This is a genomic window from Pseudomonas haemolytica (assembly GCF_009659625.1).
Lineage (GTDB): Bacteria > Pseudomonadota > Gammaproteobacteria > Pseudomonadales > Pseudomonadaceae > Aquipseudomonas > Aquipseudomonas haemolytica.
The window spans coordinates 512,167-538,002 of sequence record NZ_VOIW01000004.1; the positions used below are offsets into that span (position 1 = coordinate 512,167).

A 25,836-nucleotide genomic window follows, 5' to 3' on the forward strand; every position below is an offset into this window, starting at 1 on the left:
CAAGCCCCCTCCCACAGTTGACCGCATTCCAAGGTTCAGGCGTAAAAAAACGCCGACGCTTTAATAGCCGTCGGCGTTCAAACCTTGAAGGGGGTTTTGAGTTACATCAGAACGCCGGCACTACCGCACCGTTGTACTTCTTCTCGATGAAGGCTTTGACTTCCGGGCTGGTCAGCGCCTTGGACAGTTTCTGGATCGCGTCGCTGTCCTTGTTGTCCGGGCGAGCCACCAGGAAGTTCACGTAAGGCGACTTGGCGTCTTCGATGATCAACGCGTCCTTGGCCGGGTTCAGACCTGCTTCCAGGGCGTAGTTGGTGTTGATCAGGTCGAGGTCAACCTGGTCCAGCACCCGTGGCAGCAGGGCCGATTCCAGCTCTTTGAATTTCAGGTTTTTCGGGTTGCTGGCGATGTCTTTCGGCGTAGCCAAGGCGTTGGTCGGGTCTTTCAGAGTGATCACACCGGCCTTTTGCAGCAACAACAGGGCGCGGCCGCTGTTGGAGCCCTCGTTCGGAATAGCCACGGTGGCGCCATCCTTGAGCTCGGAAATATTCTTGATCTTTTTCGAGTAGCCACCGAAAGGTTCAACGTGCACACCGACCACGGTAACCAGGTTGGTGCCCTTGCCCTTGTTGAAGTTTTCCAGGTACGGCAGGGTCTGGAAGTAGTTGGCGTCGAGGCGTTTTTCAGCCACTTGCACGTTAGGCTGCACGTAGTCGGTGAAGACCTTGATTTCCAGGTCCACGCCTTCTTTGGCCAGGGTCGGCTTGATCAGCTCGAGGATCTCGGCGTGCGGGATCGGGGTGGCGGCTACCACCAGTTTCTCGTTGGCCTGGGCGAAGCCGGCAGTCAGGGCAGCCGCCAGTGCGGTAAACAACAGAACCTTTTTCATGCAGTGTCCTTATCGAAATTCCGGGGCGTCTCTGACGACCGTTTTTTGTGGTGTGCCAGCGAAGTGCTATCGCGGCGTGGAAGGGACAATACCTAGATTTTTTATTCCCGAACAATATCTTTTATTCACGTTGATATTCCATTTTGTTCGTGTAGGAATTTGCGCAGCGATTCCTGCTCGGCTGGGCTGGCACTGGCATAGATCCGTCGCACCTGCTCCAGCGGTGAGCCCGCCACCGGCAGGTTCAAATGCTCGGGCAAAATCTCATCGCCGCTGCTCACCAGCAAGGCGAAGTGAATGACGTTTTCCAGTTCACGGGTATTGCCCGGCCACGTGTGGTGTTCCAGCACATGCTGGGCGGCGTCGCTGATCAGCGGCACGGGCAAGTCAAGGCGCTGGCTGTAGATACCGAGAAAATACTCAGACAGCGACAAAATATCCCCGACCCGCTCGCGCAGCGCCGGCAGCTCCAACTGCCCTTCACTCAAGTAATGAAACAGACGCTCATGAAACTTGCCGACGGCCACAGCCTGGGCCAGGTCGATGCTGGTGGCGGCCACCAGGCGTACATCCACCGGGCTTGGCTGATGAGCTCCGACGCGGGTGACTTCGTGGTTTTCCAAGGCCGCGAGCAACTTCACTTGGATCGGCAGCGGCAAATCGCCGATCTCGTCCAGGTACAAGGTGCCGCCATTGGCCGAGCCGAACCAACCAGCCCGGCTGCTCGCTGCGCCGCTGTGGCTGCCGGCGGCGTAGCCGAACAACTCGGCATCGGCGTAAGTAGGGCTGATCGCGCCGCAATTGACCGATACGAACAAGCCCGTGCGATCACTGCCCCGGTGGATGTGTCGCGCCAGCAGCTCTTTACCGCTACCGGTCTCGCCACGAATCAATACGGGCAAGGCACGCGGAGCGAGGCTTTCCAGCTCTTCACGCAGTTGCCGTGAGCGCGGGTCGACAAACACCAGCGCCTTGGCGCGGATGCTCAACGGGCTTTTTTCGGCGTCGGGAAAGGTCAGCAATGGCTGGCCGAAGGTTTCATGACTCATGGCAGGCTCCCGCCCCCAATCCACTCAGGGACGGGGCGTTGAAAAAATATTAGGCGCTGCGCCGAGCATGGTGCTCGAGGCGATTTTGCAGGCGATAGAGGTAGGCGAAACCCTGCTCCCAGCGGCGGTGGCCAGACTTCACATTGATATGCCCTGCGCCCGACAAGATGCCGGCTTCGGCGCCCCACTGACGCGCCAACTCCAGGGCCCGGGGGGCACTGACGGCGCTGTCATTGTCGGAGCTGACCACCTGGCTGGGGAACGGCAGCAGGTCGGTGGGAATCGGCGCGAAGTTACGCAGGGCGGGCGCACAGGCTGGGCGCTCGACATCCGCCGGGGCCACCAGCAAGGCACCGCGTACCTGACGCAAGAAATGCACGGGTGCGGTAGCGGCCCAGTGGGCCACGGTGATGCAACCCAGGCTATGGGCGATCAGGATCACCGGTGTGCTGTCGGCAGCAATGGCTTCGGCCAGTGCGGCCACCCAATCCTCGCGACGCGGCGTCAGCCAGTCGGCCTGTTCCACCCGTGCGCTGTTGGGCAGGCTGTGCTGCCAATGGGTTTGCCAATGATCTTCTGGCGATCCTTGCCAGCCCGGCACGATCAGATAACGAATCGACTCGCTGTGCATGGGTGTGCCCTCCTGCAGCGTTTAACGTTGCTGACCAGTATAGGGACGGGGGTTATATTCGTTAAGGAATAAGAAGCTATTTATTAATAACCAAAAAAACAAACCTGCACGAGGTACACATGTGGGAGGGCTTTCCCTCTTTTCACATTGAGCACAGCGGTGCAGCCAGAATCGCAGGCAAAAAAAAGGCCGCACCCTGCCAAGGAAACGGCCAAAAACTTGTCGAGGCTTGTTGAAACTAACGTGCGGTGATCACCGACAACTTGGTAATCCCTGCGCGCTCGATCGACGCCATGGCTCGCGCCACTTCGCCGTAGTTCACTCCATCGTCAGCCTGCAGTTGCACCCGCACATCGGGGTCCTTGGCCTTGGCCGACTGCAGGTTGAATTCCAGCAGGTCCGGCTGGATTTCGTCCTTGTTGATAAACAACTTGCCGGCGCCGTCGATGCTTACCACCAGCGGGTCTTTCTGCTCCACCGGCGCCACGGCCTGGGTCTTGGGCAGGTTGATCGGGATCGAGTTGGTCAACAGCGGTGCCGTGACGATAAACACCACCAGCAGCACCAGCATCACGTCCACCAGCGGCGTGACGTTGATCTCGCTCAGCACCTCATCACTGTCTTGCGTGGAGAAGGCCATCTCAGGACGCCTCCTTGACTTTTTGCGGCTGGCCGGCGCTGGCTTTGGTCAGTGCCGGGTGCAGCAACACGCGGAACGCGTTCTTTTGCGCCAGGCTGTAGAAGTCGTGGGCAAAGTCATCCAGGTCTGCCGCCGTCAGCTTCAGGCGGCGCAGGAAATAGTTGTAGACCAGCACTGCGGGCACCGCGACGGCGATCCCCACACCGGTCGCCACCAGCGCCGCGCCAATCGGCCCCGCCACGGTTTCCAGGCTGGCAGAGCCGGCCGCGCTGATCCCCTTCAGCGCTTCCATGATCCCCCACACGGTGCCGAACAGGCCGATAAACGGCGAGGTGCTGCCGATACTGGCGACCACCGCCAGGCCGGTTTCCAGGGAGCGACGCTCACGTACGATCTGCTGGCGCAGGGCACGTTCGAGGCGGTCCTGGTGATTGATCGCCTGGCTCAAGTCGGCAGCGTGAGTGGCGTCGCCCACCTGGATCGCGGCATAACCGGCCTGGGCCACACGAGCGGCGGCACCCGGTTGGGTCTCAGCCAATTCAGCCGCCGAATCGAGACTCGACGCCGCCCAGAACTGTTTGTGGAACTTGCGATCCTGGGCCTTCAGGCGACCGAACTGCACACCCTTCAATAAAGCCAGGCCCCAGGTAGCGACCGAAAAGACCACCAGCAGCCAGATCACCGCGCTTTCGATGGATTCAAGTGGAGATGCTAATGCCATGATGTTTTCCCTCTGTGCAGCCGAATAATTAATGAATCTTGAAATCGATCGGTACGCTGACCCAGCCATCCTGGGCCACATCGCCCTGCTTGGCCGGCACGAAACTCCAGCGCTTCACGGCCGCCAATGCGGCGTCATCCAGTTGCTGGCGACCACTGCTTTTCTGCACCTGGATCTCACCCGGCTTGCCGCTGGCCAGTACCTGCACGCGCAACAACACCGTACCTTCCCACCCGCGACGCTGAGCCAGTGACGGGTACTCCGGCGCCGGGTTCTTCAGGTACGCGGCGTTGGCCGAAGCAGGTGTCACCGGAGCTGGTGCCGCGGGTACGGGCGCAGCCGGTGGCGCTGGCGTAGGCGGTGCAGGCGGCTGTTCGACGGCCTTGGGCGCCGGCTTGGGCTCAGGTTTTGGCACGGGTTTGGGCTTGGGTTTTGCAACCGGTTTAGGCGGCGCAGGCTTGGCCGCCAGTTCATCCACGACCGCAGGCGGCTCGACCACGGGCGGCGGCGGTGGCGGCGGTACAGGCGGCGGCGGTTCAACCACCGGTGGCGCCGGCTGGGAAAATTCGATGGTCATCGGCGGAATTTCCGGCGGCACAATCGGCAGCACCGGGGTGGGCTTCTGGCTCACCCAATAGATCACCGCCCCGTGCAGGGCCACCACCAGCAGACCGAGCAAAATCCCTTCGCGACGGCTGGAGAAACGCTTTGGCGTTTTCTGCGTTCGCAATTGCCCCAACGGCGCGCGGTGCGGCCGGCCAAGGTCGACCAACTCACCACCCGGTGCCTGGCGCCATTGCGCCTCGTGTGCACTGGCGGCGGTCTGGACATTGCCCATTGATTCACTCCCTACGGTTTTGAAAAACCGACGGGCCTGCATGTAAGGCCGTCGTGGGCTGAATCATCGGGGCCAGACACTTATTTCTTAAAGTAATCTTTGAAGTTATAAATAGATCAAAATTGAATAACAAAACTGCCCGTCAGCGCCAAACCCACGTGCGCCGTGGCCTGGCGCCAAGCTGTTGTTTTTCAATGCCTTAAAGGCATACAAAATATTCCGCAAAGGTATGAGTCAGTGCGGGTTTCCACCGCATAACGCCAGCAATTCACCCAACAATGTCTGCCCCGCAGCGCCCAAGCCACTGCGGCCATACAGCGCCAGCCGCACCCCATGGACGGCGGGCAAGCCACTCTCGGCGCCCAGTATGCGATGGCCCGGTTGCAGCACCCGCTCCGGCAGCAGGCTGATGCCTAACCCTGCCGCCACCGCTGAACACACGCTGGCCAAACTGGCGCTGGAGTAGCCGATACGCCAACGCCAGCCGCACCGTTCAAGATGGTGGAGCATGTCATTGCGGTACAGGCCGCCCACCGGGAACGCCACTAACGGCAGCGGGTCACGGCCCAGCGCCGGGGTGCTCAGGCTGTCGACCCAATACAACGGCTCTGGCCATGACGCTACACAGTCGTCGCTGTCGCCCATCTGTTTGACCAGCAACACATCGAACTCACCGCTTCGGTACTGGCGCTGCAATTCGGGGCCGAGGCCGCTGGTGACTTCCAGCCGTACCCGTGGATAGGCCACGACAAACGCCGAGAGCAACGGCATCAGGCGCTCGGCGGCGAAATCCTCCGGCACACCGAGGCGCAGCACACCGTCGCTTTGCTGGTTGATCAACACGTCAGCGGCTTCTTCGTGCAGCGCCAGGATGCGGCGCGCATACGCGAGCAAACGCTCGCCCTCGGCGGTGGCCACCACGTGGCGCTGGTCGCGATCCAGTAACTGGCAGGCCACCGCGTCTTCCAGGCGGCGGATCTGCTGGCTGACGGTGGACTGGGTCAAATGCAGGCGCTCGGCGGCGCGGGTGAAATTGCCGCAATCCACCACGGCGACAAAGCTGCGCAACAACACAGGATCGAACAAAGGCATCACCATTGCGTTTGCCACTGATTGGCATGGTTATATTTAATTTCAGCATACCCCGTGTCCTCTCCATACTTCATACCTCTTTCGCGCACCCGACAGGTCCTGCATGACGCTTAACCATTCATTCATGGGCAAACTTGCCGGCTGGGGCCTGCTGGTGGTGCTTGGCCTGAACCTGCGCCCCATCCTCAGCTCCATCAGCCCCTTGCTCGGCGAGATTCGCCAGGCCACCGGCCTCAGCTTCCAGAGCAGCGCCTTGCTCACCAGCCTGCCGGTGGTGTGCATGGGGCTGGTGGCGTTGGTGGGCGTACGCGTGGAAGCCCGCTTGGGCGAACGTCGCGGTATCGCCCTGGGCTTGTTGATGATTCTACTGGCGTGCCTGGCGCGCTGGCTGATGGGCCAGGCGTCGGCGCTGCTGGTCACCGCCTTGCTCGGCGGTGCGGGAGTGGCGCTGATCCAGGCGTTGGTGCCGGCCATGATCAAGCGCCAATTCCATCACCGCGTGCCGGTGGCGATGGGTGTGTATTCGGCCTCGCTGATGGCCGGCGGTGGGCTGGCGGCGCTGCTCAGCCCGGTGGTGGCCACGCATTTCCAGCAATGGCAGGCGGGCCTGGGCGTGTGGTTATTGCCGGCGCTGGGGGCGTTGCTGTTGTGGGCCTGGCTGCCGCTGGGCGCCGCACGCAATCTTCAGCAGGCGCCTGCGTTCGAGGGCTTGCGCAATCGCCGCGCCTGGCTGCTGGCGCTGTATTTCGGCTTGGTGAATTGCGGCTATATGAGCATGGTGGCGTGGCTGCCCGCTTACTATCAGCAACTGGGCTGGGGCGTGTTGCCCAGCGGTTCATTACTGGCGTTCATGACCATTTTCCAGGTGATCGCTGCACTGTTGATGCCGGTGCTGGCGCAACGCGGCATTGACCGTCGCCCACTGCTCAGCATCAGCCTGCTGGCGCAAACCATCGGCTACCTCGGCCTGCTGATGGCCCCACAGCAGTTCCCGCACCTGTGGGTAGCGCTGATAGGCTTCGGCCTGGGCGCATGTTTTGCCCTGAGCCTGCTGCTGACCCTGGACCACCATCGCGACCCTCGCGTAGCCGGGCAACTGGCGGCGTTCGTGCAAGGCGTAGGCTTTTTGATCAATGCGATTTCGCCGTGGCTGACCGGTTGGCTGCGCGAACTCACCGGCAGTTTTGTCAGCGCCTGGGTGGTGCTGGCCGTGACCGTGGTGGCGATGCTGCTGGTGACACGGGTGTTCAGCCCGGCCACCTATCGCACCGACCTAGAAGTCGTAGCGCCCAGTCACGCCTAAGGTGCGCGGCGTGCCCAGCAGGCCCTCGTACCCGCCGTTACCGCCGGTCCACAGGGTGGTGTAGTAGGTTTTGTCGAAGGCGTTTTTCAGCCACAGCGACACATCCCACTGCCCCTGCTCATAGTTGCCGCGCAGGCCGGTGGACAGGTTGACCACCGCATAGGCTGGGATCTGCCCGTAGTCGGAATCTTCCACCGTGCCCACCGCCTTGGAACGGAACGCATAGCTGGCGGTGACGTAAGGTTCGAAGCCGTTAGCCAGGTTCCACTTGTACTCGCCGTTGGCATTGGCGATCCACTTTGACGCACCCACCACCTGATGGCCGCTCAAGTCGCAGGAGGCCGGTGCACCCGGGCGCAGGCTGACCTCCGGCGGGCACGGCGCATCTTTGTAAGACAGGTAACTCACGTCATTGAAGGAGCCATTGATATTCAGGGTCAGGCCCTTGATCGGCACCAGAGTGCTTTCCACTTCCACGCCCCGCGAGCGCACGGAACCGGCGTTGGTCAGGTATTGCACGCGGTTGTCCTGATCGTAGGCGTTAGTCTGGTAGCCGTTGACCTGGGTCCAGAACAGGTTGGCATTGAGCTGCAGGCGGCGGTCCCACAAGGTGCTCTTGAACCCCAGTTCGGCGTTGTTGGCGCGCTCGGTGCCGATCAGCAGCGAGTCGGCCCCGGCCGTCGGCGCAGACCCCACTGCCAGGTTGACCCCACCGGACTTCTCGCCATGGGATAGCGTTGCGTAGCCCAGCAGGTTTTCATTGAAGTGATAACTGAGGTTGAGCAGCCCCGACGGCGTGGCGCTGTACTGATTGAGGTCGCCCGAGTCATACGCCCCGGTACGCCCGCGCCGTGCCGTAGCAGCGCCGCCGGTGACAGCAGCGCCGCCCAGCGGAGCATTGCGCGTGACCCAGGCGCTTTTTTCTTCGTAGGTGCCACGCAGGCCGGCGGTGAAGTCCAGGCGCTCGGTCAGGTGCCAGGTGCCTTGGGCAAACAGCGCAAAACTGTCGGTGCGGATATGCCCGTTGCCGACGCTGCTCACATTGCTCAACGCACCGGCCGGCGTGCCGTTCCAGATATCGGCCTTGGGCCCGTAATAGGCGAAGGATTTGTTATCCAGGTCGGAGCCGAAGTAGTAGGCCCCGAGCACGTAATCGAAGAAACCACCGGTGGGCGATGCCAGGCGAAATTCCTGAGACCACTGCTTGTCTTCCACCGACACCCCGGCGTTGTACGACGCCGGTACGTTGAGGCCGTCATCGTTGCGCGGGGTGAAATTCCACCAGCGGTAGGCACTCACCGAGGTCAGGGTAAAGTCACTGGGCAGCGTCCAGTTGGCCTCCAGCGAGGTACCGCCCTGGAACACGGTGACGTGCTGGTCGTTGTCCAGGTTGACCTTGCGATGGGTGCCATCCACCAGGGTCGCCCCCGCCGCGTTGGCCCGAGCTTGATACAGGTTGGTGCCATTGATGGTCGGCCCGGTGCTGTACAGCACGCGGGTGCCGGCGCTGGAATCCTCTTCGTTGTAGTCACCGATCCAGCGCAGGTTGAACGCCTCGCTGGGCTTGTACAGCAGTTGCCCGCGAAAGCCCTGGCGTGAGCCGCCGTTAAGGTCATGGCCGTCGTGTTCGTTCTTGATATCGCCGTCGCTGCGTGTGCGATAAGCCGAGAAACGCCCGGCCAGGTCATCGGTGAGCGGGCCGGAAATCGTGCCCTTGGTCTGGAAGTAACCGTCCTCGCCCAGGGAGGTCTCGATGCTGCGCTCCGGGGTAAAGCTCGGCGCGCGCGTGCTGATATTGATCACCCCGGCGGTGGTGTTCTTGCCGAACAGCGTGCCCTGCGGGCCGCGCAATACCTCAAGCTGCTCGATGTCCATCAGGTCGAATACCGCCATGCCCGGGCGCCCGAGATAGACGTTGTCGATGTACAGCCCCACGCTGCCTTCCAGGCCGTCGCTGGCCGGGTTGTTGCCCAGGCCGCGGATCGACACGCTGGACTGGCGCGCATGCATATAGGCGACGTTGACGCTGGGCACCAGCTGCTGCAAATCCTGGATGCGGTACACCCGCTGGGTTTCCAGCGCTTGGCCGCCGACCACGCTCATGGGCGTCGGCACGGCCTGGGCACTTTCGGTACGCCGCCTGGCGGTGACGGTGACGGTTTCAAGCTGGCCACTGGCGCTTTCGCCCTTGCTGGCAGATGCGGGTGTTTCTGCGGCCTGGGCCGGCGACCAACTGGTGCTACCGGCCACCAACACGGCCAGGGGCAAGGACTTGAACAGACTCATAAGCGGCTCCAGAACCCGGAGATATCCGTCAACAGATATTCCAAAAGGTTATTTATTTATGTTTTTACGAACATTTACTGCATAAGAGATAGCCTTTATAAGGAGTCGACCTAATGCATAGCCAATGCATTTCCCGGATATTTCTGATGTGAAAAATGCATATCGACCTGCGCCAGCTTCGCCACTTCATCGCCCTCGCCGAACAACGCAGTTTTGTCGCGGCGGCCGTGGCCGTGAACCTGTCGCAGTCGGCGTTCAGTCGCAGCATCCAGGCCCTGGAACACAGTGCCGGCTGCCAACTGGTGGACCGTGGCCGCAAGGACTTGGCGCCCACCAAGCAGGGCCAGGTATTGCTCGAACATGCGCGGCGGCTGGTGAGCGGGGCCCAACAATTGGCCAACGAAATCAGCCAGTTCAATGGCCTGGAAGCCGGTGAACTGCGCTTCGGTTGCGGCCCGGCGCCGGCAGGTGGATTGATCCCCCGCGCCATCGGCAGTTTTATCGGGCGCTACCCCAAGGCCCGTGTGCAGTTTCAGGTGGATGACTGGCAAAGCCTGGACAAACGCCTGCTCAGCGAAGAGTTCGAATTCTTCGTCGCCGACACCCGCCACTTCGAAGCCAACCCCGACTACCACACCCACCGCCTGCGCCCGCGCCGCTGGCATTTCTGCTGCCGCGCCGGCCACCCCTTGGCCGGGCGCGACAGTGTCAGCGCTGCCGAGCTGATGAGTTACCCGCTGGCGGTGACTATCCGCCCGCCGAACCTGCGCAAAGTCATCGTCGACCTCAGCGGCCGGCCCGATTACCAACCCAATGTGGAGTGTGAAAACGGCTATAGCCTGATGGGCGTGGTGTTGCGTTCAGACGCCATCGGCATCGTCAGCGCCAACAGCGATGTGCTGCACATGGCTCGGGGTGAACTCGTGTGCCTGAAGATTGAGGGCCTGGATGAAAACCTGGAGGAGCGTTATACCCGCTACGGGATTGTCAGCCGTGCGGGGTATCGGTTGTCGCCGTTGGCGCAGGCGATGATTGAGCAGATCAAGCAGATTGATGAGGTGGATGAAGACGTTTGCACGCTGGAGAATATCGCCGTCTGAACCGGCGCTTTCGCGAGCAAGCCCGCTCCCACATTTGGAACGCATTTCAAGTGTGGGAGCGGGCTTGCTCGCGAAAGCGCCGGTAGCAACACCCATGCACTCACTGCATAGAACCCAGTCCCCAAATGCACTTGCCAGCGCACCCCTCGAACGGCGAAAAAACCTACCTGTCCTCCGTTCGGAAAATCCCCATGTCTAGACCCCAACCCGTGCGCAACGTGCTCTACATCATGTGCGACCAACTGCGCCGCGATTACCTGTCTTGCTACGGCCATGCCCATTTGCACACGCCGAATATCGACCGCCTGGCCGCCGCCGGTGTGCGTTTCAGCCGCGCTTATACCCAGGGCACCATCTGCGGACCGTCGCGGATGTCGGCGTATACCGGGCGCTATGTCAGTAGCCATCAAGTGGCATGGAACGCGGTGCCGCTGCCGCTGGAAGAGCTGACGATCGGCGACTACCTGCGCCCCCACGGCATCCGCACCGCACTGGTGGGCAAGACCCACGCCACGCCCAATCTGGACGCCTTGCAGCGCTTGCATATCGACCCTGACGGCGCCCAGGCCGAGCCGTTGAACGAAGTCGGTTTCGATGCCTTTTTCCGTCACGACGGCATCTACCCCGACAGCCCTTTGTTTGACGATAAACGCGAGTCCGCGCCCTACACCCATTACCTGCGCGAGCAGGGCTACAGCGGCCATAACCCGTGGCATGAATGGGCCAACGCCGCCCAAGGCGAAGACGGTGAAGTGCTCAGCGGCTGGCACATGCGCAACGCCGGCAAGCCTGCACGCGTGGCCGAAGAGCATTCGGAAACCGTCTACACCACCGACCGCGCCATCGACTTTATTCGCGAGCAAGCAGAGCAACCGTGGTGCCTGCACCTGTCGTACATCAAGCCGCACTGGCCCTACATCGCACCGGCGCCGTATCACGCGCTATACGGCGCCGAGCATATCCAGGCGCCCATTCAGCCTGGGCAAACCAGCGATCACCCGGTGTACCAGGCGTTCCGCCAACACCAGGAGAGCCTGAATTTTTCCCGTGATGAAGTGCGCCTCACGGTGATCCCCACCTACATGGGCCTAATCAAACAGATCGACGATCAACTCGGGCGGCTGTTTGATTTTATGCAAAGCACTGGCCGTTGGGACGACACGCTGATCGTGTTTACCAGCGACCATGGCGACTTCCTCGGCGATCATTACCTCGGTGAAAAAGAATTTTTGCTCGAGCCTGCGGTGGGTGTGCCGTTGATCGTGCGCGACCCGCGCGCCAGTGCCGATGTCAGCCGTGGCACAGTGGATGAACGCCTGGTGGAAACCATCGATGCCCTGCCAACATTCCTCGACGCACTGGGCCTGCCCGCAGCCGACCATCGCCTCGAAGGCCGCTCGCTGATCCCGCTGTTGCAGGGCAACCCCACCACCTGGCGCCACTACGCCATTGCCGAATACGACTACGCGTTCCAGGCCCCGGCGCGAGAACGGCTGGAGCAGCCCATCGACCGTTGCCGCATGACCATGGTGCGCAGTGAGCGTTGGAAGTACCTGGCCTATGACGGCTTTCGCCCGCAACTGTTCGACCTGGAAAACGACCCGCAGGAAATCCACGACCTGGGCAGCGACCCCGCCTATGCGCAGGTGCGCGAGACGCACTTGGGTTATCTGTTCGAATGGCTGCGCGGGTTGAAGCGGCGGACCACCATCAGCAATGCAGAAGTCGATCTGCGTGGTCAAAGGTTTCGTTATGGTGAACCGGAGGCAGAGAAAGTGGTGCAGATCGGGGTCTGGTAGAACGACACAGGTTTAAATGTGGGAGGGGGCTTGCTCCCGATAGCGGAGTGTCAGTCACAGCATCTTTGACTGACCCACTGCCATCGGGAGCAAGCCCCCTCCCACATTTTGATCTCCAACCTGGCTCAGAGACCTTTGGTGGTCTGACTGCGCTGCCCTTGCACACCCACCGGCACATCGCCCTTGAGCGTGACCCGGCGCACGATGCGCTCCTGGGTGCCGTAGTCGTCCACCGCGTAATGCTGGGTGGCGCGGTTGTCCCAGATCGCCACGTCACCGGTATTCCAGCGCCAGCGTACGGTGTTTTCCAGGCGCGTGACGTGGCCTTGCAACAGGTTGAAGAGCTGCGCCGATTCCGCCTGGGAGTAGCCTTTCAGGCGCTTGACGAAGTGCCCCAGCAACAAGGTTTTCTCGCCGCTGACCGGGTGCACACGCACCACCGGATGCTCGGTTTCATACACCGTAGAGGTGAAGACCTTGCGGTACTCCTCCAGCTTCTCCACCGATACATCCGGCTTGCGCCCGGCGTAGTCGTACTCGTTGCTGTGCACGGCCCACAGCTGGTCGGCCAGTGCGCGCAGTTCGACGCTGAGGTCGTTGTAAGCAGCGGCGGTGTTGGCCCAGACGGTGTCGCCGCCGGACGTGGGCGCCAATACCGAACGCAGGATCGAAGCTTTCGGGTAGGCATCGACGAAGGTCACATCGGTGTGCCAGGAGTTGGCGCGCTGGCCACGGGCGCCGTCCAGTTCCAACAGGAACCGCGTGCCGTCGCGCACCGGCACCGTCGGGTGCGCAATCGGCTCCCCGAGCAGGTGAGCGAAGGCTTCCTGGCTCTGGTCATCGAGGTGGGTTTGCTCGCGGAAGAAGATCACCTTGTACTGCACCAGCGCCTGTTGGATGGCCTCGACGGTGGCGGCATCCAGGTTACCGGAGAGTTTGATGCCACGGATCTCGGCGCCAATACGGCCGGCCACCGGGTGGATCTCGAGTGCGTGGGCGATGGGTTGAACGGCTAATGCGGCATTGCTCATTGTGATGACCCTCATGTGCCTGCTGATGGTGGGGACGCTTTCCTGCAACGCTCTATTCATATGCTTTTTAGGTCTAGCAGATGAACAAATGCTTCGTTGACGGAATAAGAGCTTGCATTTAAAACCTCAGCTTGCTCGGTCGCAAATGCCTTCGACCTATTTTTAGAATGCCGGGAAAGCATATGGATCTTCGCCAACTGCGCTACTTCATCGCCCTCAACGAACACCGCAGTTTCGTGCGTGCAGCGGACGCCATGGGCATCACCCAACCGGCGTTCAGCCGCAGCATCCAGGGGCTCGAACAGGAGTTCGGTTGCGTACTGGTGGACCGTGGCCACAAGGATCTGCGCCCCACGCCGGAAGGCCAGGTGGTGCTGCAACACGCCTTGAGCCTGGTGCATGGCGCGGCGCTGCTGAGCAGTGAGGTGACGCGCATGACCAAGCTCGACGCCGGCGACCTGCGCTTCGGCTGCGGCCCCGCGCCGGCAGCGAAACTGGTGCCGGATGCGGTGGCGCGGTTTATCAACGCCCACCCGAAAATCCGCACGAGTTTCCAGGTGGATAACTGGGAAACCCTCAGCCGCAGCCTGAGCCGTGAAGAGATTGAATTCTTCATCGCCGACATCCGTCAGTTCGAGGCCGACCCGAACTTCCAGACCCGCGCACTGACGCCCAAGCGCGGCGTATTTTTCTGCCGCCCCGGGCACCCGTTGCTGGCCAAGGACAGCCTGTCGACCAACGACATGTTCGACTACCCGCTGGCCTCGCCCTTGATCTCCCAGGGCATTCGCAAGTTGCTGGCGAACCTGAGTGGGCGCATGGACTTTTCACCTAGCATCCAGACCGAGCACTTTCCCGCATTGGTGAAGATCGTGCTGCAATCCAATGCCATCGGCGTCGGCACCGAGGAAGCCTTTGCCGAGGACGTCGCCAACGGTTCACTGGTGCTGCTGCACTGGCGCAACCTGCCGCAGAACCTGGAGACCATGAGTGCGCGGTGCGGGATTGTGAGCCGTACCGGGTCGCGGTTATCGCCAGCGGCGAAGGCGATGATTGAGACCTTGGTGGAGGTGGATAGGCAGGAGGTGAGTGTGGCGGTTTGAAGGGCCTTTTCGCGAGCAAGCCCACAGGTTGGAACGCATTCCAAATGTGGGAGCGGGCTTGCTCGCGAAGACGGCAGCCCAGACACCACCTCTCTCAGAGCCCCGCCGCCGCCAGATTCGGCGCCACCCAATCACTCACCTGAAACGACTTGCGAATCAACTTCTCCTTCGACGCCAAATCCACTGCATCCTGCAATTTGCCCAGGAACACCGGGTCCAGGGTCGAGGGGAAAACTTCGCTGAGTTTCTGGTCCTTCAGGTCATTGGTCAGGATCACCGGTGGATAACTGGCCAGCCCCGACACCAGCGCGATATAGGCCTGCTTGTTGTTGTCATCGGTCAACCACTGCACCGCTTGCTGCTGGGCCTTGAGCAACTTGGCCACGGCGTCTGGGTGTTCGTCGACAAACTTGGCGCTGCCCACCAGCACGGACTGGATGCTGCCGGCGCCGCCAAGGTCCTTGGTATTCAGCGGTATTTCTGCCAGACCTTTGGCTTGCAGCGCCGTCAGGGTCGAACCACCCCAGGTGGCATCAATCTGCTTGGCAGCCAAGGCGGCACCGGCGGCATTGAAGTCCAGGTTGATGACCTTCAGGTCCTTTTCACTCAAGCCCTGGCTGGCCAATGCGCTGTCGAACGACAACTGGCTGGCCGTGCCACGGAACACCGCGACGCGCTTGCCCTTGAGGTCTTGCAGGGTCTTGATGCCTGAGCCCGGCACTACGCCGAGGTAGTGCTTCACCCCACGCGCGGAGGCGCTGAGCAACCGCGTATCCAGGCCATTGGATCGGCCGATGATCGCCGCTAGGTCGCCCAGGTAGGCGAGGTCCACCTGGCCGTTGGCGAAGGCCTCATTGATCACCGGGCCGGCGCCCTTGAAGTAATTCCACTGGATCTTGATGCCCTGGTCGGCAAAGGCTTTTTCAAAGATCTGCTGTTCACGCAACACGTCGGTGATACCGCCGCCGCTGTGCTGGCTGCCGGCACTCAGGTCGGGCACGGCGATGCGGATTTCCTTGAGGTCGGCGGCCTGCACCAGCCCGGCCAGGGCGGTGCCGGCCAACAGACTGATGAGGTGTTTGAAGGGCAGTTTCATAAGCACAGCTCCTGGTGGGCGACGGTCGCCTGGGGAGCAGAAAGTAGGCACAGGCCGTACAAAACTTTAAATACTATAAATTCACAATTTAATAGCTTTTAGGTCTATGCAGGCTAACACGCAGGCTCCAGAGGGTTATGCATAAACAGCATCGAAAATATTCTTCGAATGCATTGGATGCGTGGAGGGCTGAGGCTTTAAATGATTTTTCTTATCTCGCAATCATCTTGATTACGTTTTTATAAGATCGAAATCACATAACGCATTCGGCGACAACGGAGGTCTTTCATGGCCCGGATTTCACTTTTGAGCCTACCTCTGGCGGCCCCCTCCAAAGGCGCCGCGCCACGCTGGCCGCAACTGAGCGAGCGCTTGTCGCCTTGGCTGCTACCGCTCGGTCTGTTCCTGCTGTGGTGGCTGGCCAGCCGCAACCACTGGATGAGCGAGCAGATTCTGCCGCCGCCTTCGCTGGTGTGGAGCAGCGCGGTGGAACTGGCCGGCGGCGAGTTATGGGGCCACTTGGCGATCAGCTTGCAACGCTTGTTCTGGGGCCTGCTGGCCGGTATCGGCGCTGGCGCGATACTGGGTGCCATCCTGGGGTTCAGCGCCCGCGCCGAGCGCTTGGTATTCCCTACGTTCAGCGCATTGTCGCAAGTGCCGACCCTGGCCTGGATCCCGCTGTTCATGGTGTTTTTCGGCATTGGCGAAACCCTGAAGCTGGTGGTGCTGGTCAAGGCCATCGTCGTGCCCGTGACTCTGCATACCTTAGTGGGCGTGCGCGATGCCCAGCCCAACCTGCGAGAAGCCGCCCGTGTGATGCGCCTGCCCACCCACTTGCTGATCCGTCGCCTGATCCTGCCCGCCGCATTGCCGGCATTCATGGCCGGGGTACGCCTGGCCCTGGCGGCAGGCTGGACGTCGCTGTTGGCCGTGGAGTTGCTGGCCTCCAGCGAAGGCATCGGCTACCTGATGGTATGGGCGCGCCAGTTGTTCATGCTCGATATCGTCTTCGTGTGCATCGTGGTCATCGGCGTGCTGGGCGTGGTGATGGATCGCGGCATCGGCTGGCTGGATTGCAAGTGGGTGCACTGGCCCCACCCGGCCACCGCACAGATTCGACGCGGGCCGCGCTATGAAGGCTGGCAACGCCTGCAACCCTGGCTGTTGCCGCTGTTGCTGCTGGCGCTGTGGCAAGTGGCGACTCAACAGGGCTGGGTAGACCCGAACATTCTTGTGAGCCCCTGGGCCGTGCTGCACACCACCGTAGCGGGCGTGCTGGATGGCAGCCTGACCACGGCCCTGGGCAAAAGCCTCGGCCGGGCCGTGGGTGGCTTGCTGCTCGGCGGTAGCCTCGGCTTTGCCCTGGGCCTGTGGTTAGGCTTGTCGCGACGCAGTGAACGGCTACTCGGCCCGACGTTGGCCGCGCTACGCCAGATCGCGATTTTCGCCTGGGTGCCGCTGCTCACCGCCTGGTTCGGCCTGGGCGAATTGGCCAAGTGGGTATTCATCGCCCTTGCCGCCTTCTTCCCGTTATTTATCGCCACCCAACGCACCGTGCTCAACCTGTCGCCGCAGCTGCGCGAAGCCGCGCAAGTGCTGCGCCTGAGCCTGTGGCAACGCCTGCGTCGCCTAGTGCTGCCGGGCGCGGCGGCAGGGATTTTCGCCGGCCTGCGCCTGAGCCTGATCTACGCCTGGATGGGCACCATCGGCGCCGAATACTTCATGCCGTCCAATGGCGGCATCGGCAGCCTGATGATCGGCGCCCAACAGTTGCTACGCATGGATCTGATCATGGGCGGCATGCTCCTGGTCGGCTTCACCGGCGGCGCTCTCAACCTGATCGGCCAACGCATCGAAACCCGCGCCACCCGCTGGAGACACGCATGAACGCACCAATTGTCAGCTTCAACCATGTGGGCAAGAGCTTCGACGTCGACGGCTTCGAACTGGAAGCCATCCGCGAATTCAACCTGGAGGTGGCTGAAGGGGAGTTCGTCGCGATTGTCGGCGCCAGCGGCTGCGGCAAGTCCACCCTGCTGCGCTTGCTGGTAGGGCTAGATACCCAGTTTCGCGGCGAGATCCAAGTCGATGGCCGCGCCGTCAGCGGTATCGGCAGCGAACGCGGCATCGTATTCCAGGAGCATCGCCTGTTTCCCTGGCTGACCGTGGCGCAAAACATCGGCCTGGGCCTGGTCAACGAGGCGCTTACTGAGGCCGAGCGCAACCGACGCGTCAGCGACTTTATCGAGCTGGTGGGCCTGACCGACTTCACCCGCGCCTACCCCCACCAACTCTCTGGCGGCATGGCGCAACGGGTGGCGATTGCCCGCGGCCTGGTCGCCAGCCCGCGTATCCTGTTGCTGGACGAACCCTTCGGCGCCCTCGACGCGCTGACTCGCCAGCAGATGCAGGACGAACTCCTGGCGATTCGCGCCCGCGCCAGGATCACCACGGTGCTGGTCACCCATGATGTGGAAGAGGCGATTTTCCTCGCCGACCGCGTGGTGGTAATGGAGCCCCGGCCCGGGCGCATCAAGCAAGTGGTGGACATCGCCCTGCCCCATCCGCGCCAGCGCAGCAGCTTCGAGTTCCATCAACTGCGCGAGGAATTGCTGCATGAACTGATCAGCGATGACCACTACCAGCCGCCCGTGCGCGAACAGATTCGCGACCTGCCCCTGGCTTTTATTGCTTGCTGAAAGAGAGCTTTGCGTCCGGGTACTCCTGACGCTCAAACCGATTGGCCCGGGCGAAGGTGCCGAAATCATTGAAGCGCACGCCCATCTCGGCCATCACCTTATGCGCCACCTTGGCGGTCATCTGGCGAATGTAGAACGGCTCCTTCACCACAAAATGATGAATGCCATGGGTGCTGCCGAAGTTGAAGCAGAACGCCTGTAACGGCCACAGCCACCAGGGGTTCAACACTTGGGTTTGCTGGATCACGTTGCCCAGCTCCACATCGCCGTAGTAGTGCATGTTGGAGCTGACAAAGTGCAGGCAAAAGGTGCGCAGCACGTTAGGGCCGATGATCACCACCGCGGCAATGTCGATCACCTGCATCATCTGCAAGGTGCCGGCTGACCATTCAATCGGCGCGCCCATCAGGCTAGCGATGCCATTGGCGGCATGAAAGCCCAGGAACACATACCACGCGCCCCAGTGCAGCAGCGCCAGCGGCGCATACACCAGCAGCGAGCGCTTGAGGATGCTGAATTTGTGCTTCCAGGTCTTGGCCCGCAGCAGGCGGATGAACGCCGACATGATGTTGTCCCCCACCATCAGCAACCGCGCAAACCCCCAGGGTTCGCCATTGGTGATGGCGCGCTCTTCCATATCGGCCTCGGTACCGGAGACCTTGTGGTGGTTGAGGTGCAAATGCCGGCGTATCCACGGGTTGATCGTACTTGGCCGCGCCAGCCATACCAGGCCCATCATCAGGTTGTGGGGCAGGCGCTGCTTGCGAAAGTACATGCTGTGGATCAGGTCGTGTTCCAGCTCATGGGTCAGCGAGGCGAAGAACGCATTGAGCAACAGGCACGCCCACCAGGCCAGGTGACCGCTGATATAGAGCGCCGCCGAGCCGAGCATGCCGAGCAAGGCAAAGGCCAGGATGCCCGCGCCCAGCGCGTCCTGATGCAGCAGCCAGGGGTGGCGTTGGCGCAATCGCACGCCTTCGGCCAGCACCACCTCACGGATATGCGCTGAACGCTGCTGTGCGTTCATCTGCTGGGGGCTTGCAGAAGTACCGTCCATGCTTCCATTCTCTTGTTGAGTGATGCGTACATCCTGCACCAGGCTGTGGCGCAGCACGCTAGCCCCGGACGCCAACCTGTTGACCACAAGCGCCAATCGCCATGACCGAACCCACTTCCCTCGCCAGTTGGACCCGCGCCCTGCGCAAGCAGCTCGACGCCCTGGGCCTCGACAGCGCCGCGCTGTGCGCCGAGGCGGGGCTCGAGCCGCAGCAGATGGACGACCCCAACGCGCGCTATCCGTTGTCGGCCACCACGCGTTTATGGGAACTGGCGGTGCAGGCCAGCGGCGATCCGGCGATTGGCTTGCGGGTGTCGCGGTTCGTCAGCCCTACCACCTTTCATGCACTCGGTTATGCCCTGGTGGCCAGCGGCAGCTTGCGCGAGGTGTTCGAGCGCATCGTGCGCTATCACCAGGTGGTCAGTGATGCCCTGAACCTGGAGCTGAGCTGTCATGGCGACATCTACCACTTTCGCCTGCTCCAACCCCAAGACAGCCCCCCACCGGCGCTGGAAGCCATCGATGCCTTCGCGGCGATCTATGTGCGCACCTGCCGCAACCGCTTAGGGCGGGACTATGCGCCGTTGGCCGTTTACTTACGGCGCCCGGAACCCGCCGACCCCAAGCCGTGGCATACGGTATTTCGCGCGCCGGTATTTTTTGCCGCCGAGGAAGATCGCCTGGAATTTGCCGCCCGCGACTTCGACAGTCATCTGGACGATGCCAACCCGGAGCTGGCCGAACACAACGAAACCGTGCTCAAGCGTACCCTCGCCCAACTGCAACCACTGACTTGGGAACGCAAGGTACGCGCGGCCATAGAGGCGCAATTGCCAGACGGCGAGCCGAGCGCCGAACGTATCGCCCACACCTTGCACCTGAGTTTGCGCAGCTTGCAGCGACACCTGGCGGATGAGGGCTGTCGGTTCGATGCGTTGCTCAACGAGTGCCGGGAGAATCTGGCATTGCTGCACTTGCGAGACCCGCAAAGCTCATTGGCCGAGATCAGCCATTTGCTGGGGTTTGCCGATACCAGCAGTTTCAACCGGGCGTTCAAGCGCTGGACGGGGATGACGCCGGGGCAGTTTCGGGATGGGTTGCGGTAGGTAGATGTGGGGTGAGTTTGAGGGCCTCTTCGGGAGCAAGCCCCCTCCCACATTTGACGGTGTTCACACATCAGAATGTGGGAGCGGGGCTGCTCGCGAAAGCGGTGGTTCAGCCCATGCACATCCTGGATCAATCAGCGGCCACGGTCCCGGCGCAATAACTTCCTTGCCCGCGCCACCAAACCCTTGGCATCAAACGGCTTGAGCAAATAATCATCCTCATGCAACTCCAACCCGCGCAACCGATCTTCAATCCCGCCCGGCGTGGTCAAGAACAACACCGGCGTCTCACCCTTCAGCCGAATCGCCTGCTGCAACTTCCAGGCGTTCAACCCGGGCAGCATCACATCCAGAATCACCAGCTCGTATTCAGTGCTTTCAACCAAGCGCAACGCCGCCATGCCATTGGCCGCGACTTCGACGGTGTAACCGGCCTCGTTCAAGCCCTTGGCCATCCGCTGTGCCTCTTCGGCTTCATGTTCCACTAACAACACGCGCATAACACACCTCGATTATTGATCGGTACAGGCTAAGCGCGTTGGCGCCGCTTGCCCACAAATAACCGGTATTTGGCATAAACGGCGCTCGGTCGTGTCGCCTGGTGCGAGCTATTCTGAAACTTCGTCCAGCCTACAGGAGGAATAACAATGAAAAGCCTCGTCGATCACCTCAGCCAATACGCGGCCTACCACCGCGACCCGCGCAATATCATCAGCCACTTCATTGGTATCCCGCTAATCGTCGTCGCCGTCGCGGTGCTGCTGTCCCGCCCCGAATGGGCGGTGGGCGGGTTCTGGCTGTCACCGGCTGTGTTTGTCGCGTTATTTTCCGCATGGTTTTACCTGCGCCTGGAATTGGCCCTGGGCGTGCTGATGACAGTGCTGATGGGCTTATCCGTGTGGGCCGGGCATGTGTTGGCGGGGCAGAGCACGATGGTGTGGCTGAGCAGCGGTATCGGCATGTTTGTGGTGGGTTGGGTGATCCAGTTTGTCGGGCATTACTACGAAGGCAGGAAGCCGGCGTTTGTGGATGATGTGTCGGGGTTGATCGTGGGGCCGTTGTTTGTGGTGGCGGAGTTGGCGTTCTTGCTGGGGTTTCGGCAGGGGCTCAAGCGGCAGATCGAGGAACGGTCGGGGCCGGTAGCACGCCGCGATCTCAAGCCAAGTAATGTCTAAATGTGGGAGGGGGCTTGCTCCCGATAGCGGTGGTTCAGTATCTGATGTATTCACTGACACACTGCAATCGGGAGCAAGCCCCCTCCCACATTTGAATTGCGGTGAGGTCAGGCTTTTTGCCAGACCTTGGGTTTGAAGAACAGCGTCTCGCCACGCGCCAGACCGGTGAGGCTGTCATGGTCTTTCACCACTTCTGCCTCGATCAGTTCGCTTTGGCCTTCAACCTTCAGGGTCACCCGAGTCGTCGCGCCGAGCGGGCGGATATCGCGCACTTGCGCGGCATGGTGATCCTCCAGTTCATGCCGCGACAGCGACACTTCATGGGGACGGAACAGCACGTGCTTGTCCTCGCCCAGGTGCAGGCGGTTCGAATCACCCAGGAAGTGGTAAACGAAATCGCTGGCCGGGTTTTCGTAGACGTCTCCCGGTGAGCCGATCTGCTCGATCACGCCCTTGTTCATCACCACGATACGGTCGGCGACTTCCATCGCCTCTTCCTGGTCGTGGGTCACGAATACCGAGGTCAGGTTGATGTCTTCGTGCAGGCGCGCCAGCCAGCGGCGCAGTTCTTTACGCACCTTGGCGTCAAGGGCGCCGAAGGGTTCGTCCAGCAACAGCACTTTGGGCTCCACCGCCAGGGCGCGGGCCAGGGCGATACGTTGGCGCTGGCCACCGGAGAGTTGTTCCGGGTAGCGGTCGGACAACCAATCGAGCTGCACCATGTTCAGCAATTCGTGAACCTTGGCTGCAATCTGGGTTTCATTCGGACGCTGGCTTTTGGGCTTCATGCGCAGGCCGAAAGCCACGTTGTCGAACACGGTCATATGGCGGAACAGCGCGTAGTGCTGGAACACAAAGCCGACATTGCGATCACGCACATCGTGACCGGAGACGTCTTCGCCGTGGAACACGATGCTGCCGGCATCCGGGGTTTCGAGGCCGGCGATGATGCGCAACAAGGTGGTTTTGCCGCAGCCGGACGGGCCCAGCAACGCCACCAGCTCGCCACTCTGGATATCCAGGTTGATGCTGTCCAGGGCCTTGAAGGCGTTGAAGTTCTTGCTGACATTACGGACTTCGATCGACATGACTTATTCCTCACCGGCGCTTTTGCGCAGGCGGTTGATTCGGTTCTCGCTCCACTGCTTGAGCAGCAGGATGAAGAGCGCCAGGATCAGCAACAGGCTGGCTACCGCGAACGCGGCAACGTGGTTGTATTCGTTGTAGAGGATCTCGACGTGCAGCGGCAGGGTGTTGGTAACGCCGCGAATGTGGCCGGACACCACCGACACCGCACCGAACTCACCCATGGCCCGCGCCGTACACAGCACCACGCCGTAGATCAGGCCCCATTTGATATTCGGCACGGTGACATACCAGAACATCTGCCAGCCATTGGCGCCCAGCAGCCGCGCAGCCTCCTCTTCCTGGGTGCCCTGCTCCTGCATCAGCGGGATCAGCTCACGGGCCACGAACGGCACGGTGACGAAGATGGTGGCCAGCACGATACCCGGCAAGGCGAACACGATCTGGATGTCGTGCGCCTGCAACCATGGGCCGAAGAAGCCCTGAGCGCCGAACATCAGCACGTAGACCAGGCCCGCGATCACCGGCGAGACCGAGAACGGCAGGTCGATCAGCGTCACCAGAATGCTTTTGCCACGGAACGAGTACTTGCTCACACACCAGGCCGCGCTGACACCAAACACCACGTTGAGCGGCACCGAAATCGCCACGGCGATCACCGTGAGTTTCAGCGCCGACAGCGCGTCGGGTTCCAGAATCGCGGTGAAGAACGCACCCAGGCCGTTCTTCAAGCCCTGGGACACCACGATAAACAGCGGCAACAGCAAGAACAGCGCAAACACCAGCCAGCCGAGGCCGATCAGGATGCGCCGCGACACCGCACTGCCACGTCGGGCTGCATTGGCCGAAGACGCGGCGGAAATAGACGATTGGGACATGTTCCGCGCCTCCTTAAGGGTGTTCGATGCGCCGCTGCAGCAAGTTGATCAGCAGCAGCAGGACAAAGGAAACCACCAGCATCAACACGCCGATGGAGGTGGCGCCGTGGTAGTCGTATTGGTCGAGCTTGACCATGATCAGCAGCGGCAAAATTTCGGTCTTCATCGGCATGTTGCCGGCGATGAAGATCACCGAACCGTACTCACCCACGCCACGGGCAAACGCCAGGGCGAAGCCGGTCAGCCAGGCGGGCAGCAACGCCGGTACGAGGATGTAGCGGAACACTTGCAGCGGCTTGGCGCCAAGGCAGGCGGCGGCTTCTTCGATTTCCCGGGGGATATCGGCCAGTACCGGCTGCACCGTGCGCACCACGAACGGCAAGGTGACGAAGGTCAGCGCCAGGGTGATACCCAGGGGGGTGTAGGCGATCTTGAAACCCAGGTCAGCGGCGAACTGACCGACCAGGCCATTGGGCGTGTACAGCGCGGTCAGCGCGATACCGGCTACGGCAGTAGGCAAGGCGAACGGCAGGTCGATCATCGCATCGATGATCTTGCGGCCGGGGAAGGTATAGCGCACCAGCACCCAGGCCAGCAGTGTGCCGATCACGCCGTTGATCAACGCGGCGTACAACGCGGTGCTGAAGCTAAGCTTCAACGCCGCCAGCACGCGAGGTGCGGAAATGATGTTCCAGAACTGATCCCAGGTGAGTTGAGCGGCGTGTACAAACATCGCCGCCAGCGGGATGAGTACGATCAGGCTGAGGTACACCACGGTGTAGCCCAGCGTCAGCCCGAAGCCGGGTATGACGGGGGAGATACGACGCGACATAAGAGTCCTTGGTTAAAGGGTAAACACCACTGTAGGAGCGAGCTTGCTCGCGAAGAACTCAAGGGCACCGCGCTCATTCAGCATGTACGCGTTATCGTTGACTATCTTCGCGAGCAAGCTCGCTCCTACAGGTACTTTGGCTTACTGCGCCGTGTAGATCTGGTCGAACACGCCACCGTCATTGAAGAATTTCGGTTGGGCAGTTTTCCAGCCGCCGAAGTCTTTGTCGATCGTCACCAGGTCCAGTTTCGGGAACTGCTGGGCATATTTGGCGGCGACTTTCTCATCCCGTGGACGGTAGAAGTTCTTCGCCGCGATCTCCTGGCCCGCCGGGCTGTACAGGTGGTTGAGGTACGCGGTGGCGATCTCGGTGTTGCCCTTTTTCTCGGCGTTCTTGTCAACCACGGCCACCGGCGGCTCCGCGAGGATCGACAGCGAAGGCACGACGATGTCGAACTTGTCGGCGCCGCCGTCTTCTTTCAAGGCCAGGAACGCCTCGTTTTCCCAGGCCAGCAATACGTCACCCTGACCGTTGTTGACGAAGGTAATGGTAGAACCGCGGGCGCCGGTGTCCAGTACCGGGACGTGTTTGAACAGCTCTTTCACATATTCCTGGGCCTTGGCTTCGCTGCCACCGGTCTTGAGGCCGTAGGCCCAGGCGGCGAGGAAGTTCCAGCGTGCACCGCCAGAAGTTTTCGGGTTCGGTGTGATGACCGACACGTCTTTCTTGATCAGGTCGCCCCAGTCCTTGATGCCCTTGGGGTTGCCCTTGCGCACCAGGAACACGATGGTCGAGGTGTAGGGGGTGCTGGCGTCCGGCAGGCGGGTTTGCCAGTTTTCCGGCAGGGTCTTGCCCAGCTTGGCGATTTCGTCGATGTCACCGGCCAGGGCCAGCGTCACCACGTCGGCGCGCAGGCCGTCGATCACCGCCCGGCCTTGCTTGCCCGAGCCACCGTGGGACTGCTGGATCTTGACGTTGTCACCGGGGTGGGACTGTTTCCAGAAGCTGGTGAATTCAGCGTTGTAGTCCTGGTACAGCTCACGGGTCGGGTCGTACGAGACGTTGAGCAACTCGTAGTCCTTGGCAACGGCGGAACCGGCAAACACGGCACTGGCCAGCGCGGCCAGGGCATAACGGCGAATCGACGACATAGAAGCTCCTGAAAATTCTTGAGTGTTGGCTTTTCTTATAGTTGCGGGTCTATCGCCGTTCTTGCTCAGCTCGGTTTGTTACCCGGGTTCTGCAGACGGAATTTTTCTTTGCGCTCGATCTGTACCACTTGAGCGTTGTGCACGGTGATTTCCACTGCGCCAAACCGCAGATCGCGCAGGGCGCTCTGGATCTCACGCAAAATGGCTGCTTCGTCCTGGCCGTCGACGCTACGTAGAGATGCGCTCATGGTCTCGCTCCTGAAATGAATAGTG

The 25,836-nt window shown here is 61.4% G+C and carries 25 protein-coding genes and 1 pseudogene; 8 read left to right on the plus strand and 18 right to left on the minus strand.

All coding sequences use genetic code 11. The features are described 5' to 3' along the window. Positions 1-106: 106 nt before the first annotated feature. The 7 genes from FRT59_RS16215 to FRT59_RS16245 all read right to left on the minus strand — a co-directional run bounded on the left by FRT59_RS16215 (position 107) and on the right by FRT59_RS16245 (position 5,854). Positions 107-889, minus strand: coding sequence for a MetQ/NlpA family ABC transporter substrate-binding protein (locus tag FRT59_RS16215; protein WP_034117199.1), 783 nt, complete (start codon positions 887-889; stop codon positions 107-109). A 125-nt stretch (positions 890-1,014) separates the two neighbouring features. Next, positions 1,015-1,938, minus strand: coding sequence for a sigma 54-interacting transcriptional regulator (locus FRT59_RS16220; RefSeq protein ID WP_034117198.1), 924 nt, complete (start codon positions 1,936-1,938; stop codon positions 1,015-1,017). Between the two features lie 49 nt (positions 1,939-1,987). Beyond that, positions 1,988-2,569, minus strand: coding sequence for an alpha/beta hydrolase (locus tag FRT59_RS16225; RefSeq protein WP_153838589.1), 582 nt, complete (start codon positions 2,567-2,569; stop codon positions 1,988-1,990). A 238-nt stretch (positions 2,570-2,807) separates the two neighbouring features. Continuing rightward, positions 2,808-3,209 (minus strand): ExbD/TolR family protein, encoded by a 402-nt coding sequence (locus tag FRT59_RS16230; RefSeq protein ID WP_005783751.1) that lies wholly within the window; start codon positions 3,207-3,209, stop codon positions 2,808-2,810. A 1-nt stretch (position 3,210) separates the two neighbouring features. Next, a complete protein-coding gene (locus FRT59_RS16235; protein WP_198809710.1) occupies positions 3,211-3,933 on the minus strand; it encodes a MotA/TolQ/ExbB proton channel family protein in 723 nt (240 codons plus the stop codon). A 25-nt stretch (positions 3,934-3,958) separates the two neighbouring features. Then, on the minus strand, positions 3,959-4,768 hold the full coding sequence (locus tag FRT59_RS16240) for an energy transducer TonB (protein ID WP_153871676.1): 810 nt from the start codon (positions 4,766-4,768) through the stop codon (positions 3,959-3,961). A 234-nt stretch (positions 4,769-5,002) separates the two neighbouring features. Beyond that, on the minus strand, positions 5,003-5,854 hold the full coding sequence (locus tag FRT59_RS16245) for a LysR family transcriptional regulator (protein ID WP_080752926.1): 852 nt from the start codon (positions 5,852-5,854) through the stop codon (positions 5,003-5,005). A gap of 109 nt (positions 5,855-5,963) precedes the next feature. Here FRT59_RS16245 and FRT59_RS16250 point away from each other — a divergent pair, with 109 nt between their 5' ends. Next, positions 5,964-7,163 (plus strand): CynX/NimT family MFS transporter, encoded by a 1,200-nt coding sequence (locus tag FRT59_RS16250; protein ID WP_153871677.1) that lies wholly within the window; start codon positions 5,964-5,966, stop codon positions 7,161-7,163. On the opposite strand, the gene FRT59_RS16255 is transcribed toward FRT59_RS16250, so the two are convergent. Beyond that, positions 7,134-9,449 carry a TonB-dependent receptor gene (locus FRT59_RS16255; RefSeq protein ID WP_034117191.1) on the minus strand — a complete coding sequence of 772 codons (2,316 nt, stop codon included), beginning with the start codon at positions 9,447-9,449 and terminating at the stop codon, positions 7,134-7,136. The genes FRT59_RS16250 and FRT59_RS16255 overlap by 30 nt on opposite strands. A 155-nt stretch (positions 9,450-9,604) precedes the next feature. Here FRT59_RS16255 and FRT59_RS16260 point away from each other — a divergent pair, with 155 nt between their 5' ends. Together FRT59_RS16260 and FRT59_RS16265 are read left to right on the plus strand one after the other, a co-directional pair. Continuing rightward, positions 9,605-10,549: a LysR family transcriptional regulator gene (locus FRT59_RS16260; RefSeq protein WP_034117190.1), complete on the plus strand. Its 945-nt coding sequence runs from the start codon at positions 9,605-9,607 to the stop codon at positions 10,547-10,549. A 191-nt stretch (positions 10,550-10,740) separates the two neighbouring features. Then, the gene (locus tag FRT59_RS16265; protein WP_034117189.1) at positions 10,741-12,348 is read left to right on the plus strand and encodes an alkaline phosphatase family protein; all 1,608 of its coding nucleotides are present in this window, start codon (positions 10,741-10,743) and stop codon (positions 12,346-12,348) included. A gap of 125 nt (positions 12,349-12,473) precedes the next feature. Here FRT59_RS16265 and FRT59_RS16270 read toward each other — a convergent pair whose 3' ends face one another. Next, the gene (locus FRT59_RS16270) at positions 12,474-13,379 is read right to left on the minus strand and encodes a TauD/TfdA dioxygenase family protein (protein ID WP_153871678.1); all 906 of its coding nucleotides are present in this window, start codon (positions 13,377-13,379) and stop codon (positions 12,474-12,476) included. 182 nt (positions 13,380-13,561) lie between these two features. On the opposite strand from FRT59_RS16270, the gene FRT59_RS16275 reads away from it, so the two are divergent. Continuing rightward, positions 13,562-14,482 carry a LysR family transcriptional regulator gene (locus FRT59_RS16275; RefSeq protein WP_153838585.1) on the plus strand — a complete coding sequence of 307 codons (921 nt, stop codon included), beginning with the start codon at positions 13,562-13,564 and terminating at the stop codon, positions 14,480-14,482. Positions 14,483-14,576: 94 nt separating this feature from the next. On the opposite strand, the gene FRT59_RS16280 is transcribed toward FRT59_RS16275, so the two are convergent. Beyond that, a complete protein-coding gene (locus FRT59_RS16280; protein WP_153838584.1) occupies positions 14,577-15,578 on the minus strand; it encodes an ABC transporter substrate-binding protein in 1,002 nt (333 codons plus the stop codon). A 288-nt stretch (positions 15,579-15,866) separates the two neighbouring features. Here FRT59_RS16280 and FRT59_RS16285 point away from each other — a divergent pair, with 288 nt between their 5' ends. Both FRT59_RS16285 and FRT59_RS16290 read left to right on the plus strand, forming a co-directional pair. Then, positions 15,867-17,465 carry an ABC transporter permease gene (locus FRT59_RS16285; RefSeq protein ID WP_153871679.1) on the plus strand — a complete coding sequence of 533 codons (1,599 nt, stop codon included), beginning with the start codon at positions 15,867-15,869 and terminating at the stop codon, positions 17,463-17,465. Then, the gene (locus FRT59_RS16290; protein ID WP_034117184.1) at positions 17,462-18,277 is read left to right on the plus strand and encodes an ABC transporter ATP-binding protein; all 816 of its coding nucleotides are present in this window, start codon (positions 17,462-17,464) and stop codon (positions 18,275-18,277) included. The genes FRT59_RS16285 and FRT59_RS16290 overlap by 4 nt, the downstream gene beginning before the upstream one ends. Here FRT59_RS16290 and FRT59_RS16295 read toward each other — a convergent pair. Beyond that, the gene (locus tag FRT59_RS16295; RefSeq protein WP_153871743.1) at positions 18,264-19,334 is read right to left on the minus strand and encodes a fatty acid desaturase; all 1,071 of its coding nucleotides are present in this window, start codon (positions 19,332-19,334) and stop codon (positions 18,264-18,266) included. The genes FRT59_RS16290 and FRT59_RS16295 overlap by 14 nt on opposite strands. Positions 19,335-19,435: 101 nt before the next feature. Between FRT59_RS16295 and FRT59_RS16300 the strand changes: the two genes are divergently transcribed. Next, entirely contained in the window at positions 19,436-20,440 is a 1,005-nt protein-coding gene (locus FRT59_RS16300; RefSeq protein ID WP_153871680.1) for an AraC family transcriptional regulator, read from the plus strand. A gap of 134 nt (positions 20,441-20,574) precedes the next feature. Here the strand turns inward: FRT59_RS16300 and FRT59_RS16305 are convergent, their stop codons facing one another. After that, positions 20,575-20,940 (minus strand): response regulator, encoded by a 366-nt coding sequence (locus FRT59_RS16305; RefSeq protein WP_153838581.1) that lies wholly within the window; start codon positions 20,938-20,940, stop codon positions 20,575-20,577. A gap of 147 nt (positions 20,941-21,087) precedes the next feature. Between FRT59_RS16305 and FRT59_RS16310 the strand changes: the two genes are divergently transcribed. Then, the gene (locus FRT59_RS16310; RefSeq protein WP_153871681.1) at positions 21,088-21,615 is read left to right on the plus strand and encodes an Mpo1 family 2-hydroxy fatty acid dioxygenase; all 528 of its coding nucleotides are present in this window, start codon (positions 21,088-21,090) and stop codon (positions 21,613-21,615) included. Between the two features lie 107 nt (positions 21,616-21,722). On the opposite strand, the gene FRT59_RS16315 is transcribed toward FRT59_RS16310, so the two are convergent. The 6 genes and pseudogenes from FRT59_RS16315 to oscA form a co-directional block, all read right to left on the minus strand. Then, the gene (locus FRT59_RS16315) at positions 21,723-22,703 is read right to left on the minus strand and encodes a sulfate/molybdate ABC transporter ATP-binding protein (RefSeq protein WP_153838579.1); all 981 of its coding nucleotides are present in this window, start codon (positions 22,701-22,703) and stop codon (positions 21,723-21,725) included. Between the two features lie 3 nt (positions 22,704-22,706). Continuing rightward, positions 22,707-23,579, minus strand: a complete 873-nt coding sequence (cysW, locus tag FRT59_RS16320; RefSeq protein ID WP_153838578.1) for a sulfate ABC transporter permease subunit CysW — start codon at positions 23,577-23,579, stop codon at positions 22,707-22,709. Positions 23,580-23,592: 13 nt separating this feature from the next. After that, positions 23,593-24,411, minus strand: a complete 819-nt coding sequence (gene cysT, locus FRT59_RS16325; RefSeq protein ID WP_034117177.1) for a sulfate ABC transporter permease subunit CysT — start codon at positions 24,409-24,411, stop codon at positions 23,593-23,595. Between the two features lie 15 nt (positions 24,412-24,426). Further along, positions 24,427-24,528 (minus strand): annotated as a pseudogene (locus tag FRT59_RS27275) (outer membrane lipoprotein carrier protein LolA); the annotation flags it as partial. Between the two features lie 24 nt (positions 24,529-24,552). Then, positions 24,553-25,563 carry a sulfate ABC transporter substrate-binding protein gene (locus FRT59_RS16330; RefSeq protein WP_034117176.1) on the minus strand — a complete coding sequence of 337 codons (1,011 nt, stop codon included), beginning with the start codon at positions 25,561-25,563 and terminating at the stop codon, positions 24,553-24,555. 65 nt (positions 25,564-25,628) lie between these two features. Continuing rightward, positions 25,629-25,811, minus strand: a complete 183-nt coding sequence (oscA, locus tag FRT59_RS16335; protein WP_003170956.1) for a sulfur starvation response protein OscA — start codon at positions 25,809-25,811, stop codon at positions 25,629-25,631. Positions 25,812-25,836: the final 25 nt, after the last annotated feature.